This window comes from Allosphingosinicella sp., from assembly GCF_036387215.1.
Taxonomy (GTDB): Bacteria; Pseudomonadota; Alphaproteobacteria; order Sphingomonadales; family Sphingomonadaceae; genus Allosphingosinicella.
This window is the reverse complement of the sequence record NZ_DASVUE010000103.1, coordinates 1-3,646: the sequence shown is the minus strand read 5'-3', so window position 1 is coordinate 3,646 and position 3,646 is coordinate 1. Positions and strand designations below refer to the sequence as shown.

General features: G+C 67.5%; 6 protein-coding genes. 3 read left to right on the top strand and 3 right to left on the bottom strand.

Going from position 1 to position 3,646, the window contains the following annotated elements:
• Positions 1-240 precede the first annotated feature (240 nt).
• Positions 241-945 (top strand): hypothetical protein, encoded by a 705-nt coding sequence (locus tag VF662_RS04485; protein ID WP_464138152.1) that lies wholly within the window; start codon positions 241-243, stop codon positions 943-945.
• A gap of 24 nt (positions 946-969) precedes the next feature.
• Here the strand turns inward: VF662_RS04485 and VF662_RS04480 are convergent, their stop codons facing one another.
• Positions 970-1,515: a hypothetical protein gene (locus VF662_RS04480; protein ID WP_464138150.1), complete on the bottom strand. Its 546-nt coding sequence runs from the start codon at positions 1,513-1,515 to the stop codon at positions 970-972.
• A gap of 164 nt (positions 1,516-1,679) precedes the next feature.
• Here VF662_RS04480 and VF662_RS04475 point away from each other — a divergent pair, with 164 nt between their 5' ends.
• A complete protein-coding gene (locus VF662_RS04475; RefSeq protein WP_464138149.1) occupies positions 1,680-2,336 on the top strand; it encodes a glutathione S-transferase family protein in 657 nt (218 codons plus the stop codon).
• A 28-nt stretch (positions 2,337-2,364) separates the two neighbouring features.
• A complete protein-coding gene (locus VF662_RS04470) occupies positions 2,365-2,775 on the top strand; it encodes a hypothetical protein (RefSeq protein WP_464138146.1) in 411 nt (136 codons plus the stop codon).
• On the opposite strand, the gene VF662_RS04465 is transcribed toward VF662_RS04470, so the two are convergent.
• Both VF662_RS04465 and VF662_RS04460 read right to left on the bottom strand, forming a co-directional pair.
• A complete protein-coding gene (locus tag VF662_RS04465; protein WP_464138144.1) occupies positions 2,755-3,261 on the bottom strand; it encodes a hypothetical protein in 507 nt (168 codons plus the stop codon). The two genes, VF662_RS04470 and VF662_RS04465, sit on opposite strands and share 21 nt — an antisense overlap.
• Before the next feature lie 73 nt (positions 3,262-3,334).
• Positions 3,335-3,646: hypothetical protein (locus VF662_RS04460; protein WP_464138142.1), on the bottom strand; the 312-nt coding region annotated here is incomplete at its 5' end.

Sequence of the window (3,646 nt, the reverse complement as noted above, 5' to 3'; positions counted from 1 at the left end):
TTTTTTTCACCATCGCTCCTGTTCCCGATGTGTTCCGTCTAGGCGCCGGCTGCGGTCGCGGCAAGCGCGGACAGCCAAGCCGCTGGAATCATGCGCCCGGCGGAGCGGAATCGGCAGCTTTCCGCGGGCGCCGGCCCTGCGAATCGGCGGGGGCGCAGACTTGACCGCTGTTGCGCGATTCAGCTGCGGTCTAGGCACGGGCGCGGAAGCGATTATCCTTCGCCTTTCGGGGGAGGAGCGATGGAGGGGAAGACACACCAGGATACGGCCCCACGGGGCGACAGAGGCCGGCCGCGGGCACGGCGGATCGCAACCCGTGCCTTGGTCGGCGCGGTGCTCCTCGTTGCCGGTGCCGGCTATGCGCCCGAGCTGCTCGCCTGGCCCTACAGCGCCGAGCGCGGAGCGACGACGGTCTATTCCGAGCGGCCGATCACCAGGTGGACGGAGGCCGCGCTTGCCCGCGCGGATGGGTTGCTGGCGGCAAGCCCGATCAACGAGCCGAACGTCCGCCGCCGCATCTTCCTCAGCGACGGCGGCTGGCGCTGGAAGCTGCTTGCGGTCCGAAGCCCCGGCTCGTTCGGCTTTCGGCTGCCCTTCTCGAGCGTGCTCGTCTTCAACCGGAGCGATCCGGAAGCCGACCGCATCTACAACGGCCGGGCGATCGGCGGCACGCGCACCCTCTCCGGCACGATCGCCCACGAGACGACGCATCTGCTGACTGCCCGGCATATCGGCGAGATCAGGATGGGATTGCTGCCGCAGTGGAAGCGGGAAGGCTATGCCGATCATATCGCCAGGGAAAGCAGCCTCAGCCCTGCCGAACATGAGGCGCTGAAGCGAAGCGGCCGAAGCCATCCGGCTCTGCCTTATTATGAGGGGAGGCTGAGGGTCGCGGCGTTCCTGAAGCAGAACGGAGGCGACGTGGACCGGCTGTTCGCGGAATAGCCAGCCGGGGACGGGTAGCGGAGCTTAGGCCGTAACCCGGACAATCATCGGTTCCGACACCAGTTCGATGTCGGGCTCCGAGCGTCCTCCGGCAAGCGGCGGATGGGCGTTCCGAAGCCTCAGGTGCAGGCGCACTCTCCAATTCCCAGGCCCCGGGAATATCCATTTGGCGAAATCCTGCACTTTGACCCTGATGGTTGCTCCCCGCTCCAGCAGGATCATGCCGCGGCCCATCTCCGCCAGGGACTGGCCGGGCAGATAAGGGGGCGGCGGGGGCTCGGGAGGCGAGATGGGCATCGGTTCAGCCGGGCGCTGCCGGCGACCCCTTCGGTCTTCGACGCTCCACGCAATGCCCCGGGTCGATCCGAAGAATTTCGAGACGTAGACCGGCTGCCCCGTGTTCGTCAGCGCGAGATCTATCTCGGCATAGCCTGACATAGAGGCTCCCCGCGCCTCAAGCTTCGCCGTGAGGATCGGCGGCAGGCCCGGCGCCCAGATTGCGAAGCCGGGGAGCGACCAGGGCGCCTGACCTTCGGCTGCTCCCGCGGAGGGGGAAGCAGTGACCTTCACGCGCGCCGGTGGAGGCGTGGGGGTGCATGATGCGGCGATGATGGCCCCGCCGGCAATCGCTGCGCTCCTCGAAAATCTGCTCCTTGTCCTGGGCGTTTCCCGGCTAAGCCTGATCGGAAACGGCCTTCGCATGGATCGTGCCCCGGCAGAAGGAGAATGAGCCTATGACGCTGACGCTTTACTACCACCCTTTCTCCTCCTTCTGCCAGAAGGTGCTGGTCGCGCTTTACGAGAACGGGACGGCGTTCGAGCCGCGGGTGATCGACCTTCGGGATCCGCAGTCCCGGGCCGAGCTGGCGGCGGTGTGGCCGCTCGCCAAGTTCCCGGTGCTCCGCGACGAGGAAGCGGGCGTGACGGTGCCGGAATCGGGGCTGATCATCGAGTATCTGGCGGAGCATCATCCGGGGCCGGTGCCGCTCGTCCCCTCCGATGGGGCCGCGGCGCTGCAGGCGCGGATCTGGGACCGCTTCTTCGACAATTATGTCGACGTGCCGATGCAGACGGCGATGCTTCCGCTGATCTTTCCCGACCGCCCCACCGACAAGGGCGTCGAGGAGGCGAGGGCGGCGCTCGAAAGGGCCTATAAGGTGCTCGATGCGCAGCTTGCCGGAGGCGGTTGGGCGGCGGGCGAGGCGTTCACCATCGCCGACTGCGCGGCGGCGCCGGCGCTCTTCTATGCAAGGCTCGCAGTCCCGTTCGGCGAGCATTCGAACCTCGCCGCTTATTTCGAGCGCCTGATGGCGCGGCCGTCGTTCCGGAGGGCGGTGGACGAGGCCCGTCCCTTCCGCGCCGCCATACGGATCGACTGGCCGCAAGATTAAGGGTAGGATGAGGCAGGGAGGAGACGTGGTGAGGCTGATCCTTGCAACCGCCGCCGTGGCCGCTTTGTTCGCGTGCGGCTCTCCGCCTGCGAGCGGCAGCGAAGCCAAAGCGCTCGCCGTCGTGACCGCGCTCGAGAAGATGGTGCCGCTGCCCGACGCAACCCGGCCGCTCGCGGGCTACGAGCGTTTCTACTCGGTTGCGGAGGACCGGATCGCCGCGGTCTATCTCCCCGCGACGCGCGGCTCGGGCCGGGTGCACCTGGTCGAGCGCAGCGGGCTTCCGCAGGGAAAGACGGAGGGCTGCTCGGTCGTGAACCTCGTCTACGACCGTGCCAGCAGGCAGTTCGCTCGGATATTGTGCAACCAGGCCGCGCTCTCGCGTATCGACGAAGCGCCCCGGATCGCCGCGAAACCGCCTTCAGGAGGGGAGCGGGGCTGAGATCGAGTTGCCGCCCCAGACGATGTGAAGCTTCTCCGCCGGCTCCCCCTCGATCGGGAAGGAGCGAAGGCCGACGCAGCCGAGACAGCCTTCCACCGGGTTGCGGGCGTGAGCGGACAGGCTGATGCCGTAGATCCAGTCGGGCTTCAGCGGCAGCGAGATGGAGCCTTCGGAGACCGGCCGGCCCTGCCGCGACAGAGTGACCTTGATGTTGAGCGTGCCGGCCGGGCGCGTGGCGAGCCGCTCCGATGTCGGGAAGCCCCATTCCCGGAGCTGGAAGTCGGCCGGACGGACGATCCGCTCGCCCGAGCCGTCGTCGAAGCGGACGGTGAACTCGCCCGGCTTATCCGCCGGAACGCGCTGGTCATAGAAATGGACCTGCGCCATCTGCGCCGCTTGGGCAGGCCCGGCGGAGAGGCTTTTTGGAGGATGGGGCACGCAGGCGGCAAGAGCGAGCAACGGCGCCAGCCCGGCAAGGATACGCATGCGACTTCCTCCTCCTCGTCCGCGCTAGAACCGCCAGAGAGGCGCTGCGGTTTCGATTTTCGGGAAGCGGCGGTCAGCAGCGAGCGTCCCGGACGTTCCAATCCGGAATGATGCGGAGGCGCCGCTTGCCCCAGTAGCTAAGGTCCATCGAGATCCGGGCCCGCGCCCGTGGATGCGTATAGATCGCCTGATCGCCCCGGTTCCCATCGCCTGTAAGGCAGAGCCGCCAGCCCTGCCGCTCCAGGGCGGTGCCGATCGGGATCAACGCACTCTGATCCCGATCATGCCAGAGGGTCAGCTGGTCGAATCCGCCGCCTCCGTTATAGCCGTTGAGGTCAAGCGCCGCGTTGAAGGGGCCGAAGCCCAGCAACGTCACATTGCTTCG

Coding starts and splice junctions, on each gene's coding strand:
- VF662_RS04485 (WP_464138152.1), top strand. CDS start 241: ATGGAGGGGAAGACACACCAGGATACGGCCCCACGGGGCGACAGAGGC.
- VF662_RS04475 (WP_464138149.1), top strand. CDS start 1,680: ATGACGCTGACGCTTTACTACCACCCTTTCTCCTCCTTCTGCCAGAAG.
- VF662_RS04465 (WP_464138144.1), bottom strand. CDS start 3,261: ATGCGTATCCTTGCCGGGCTGGCGCCGTTGCTCGCTCTTGCCGCCTGC.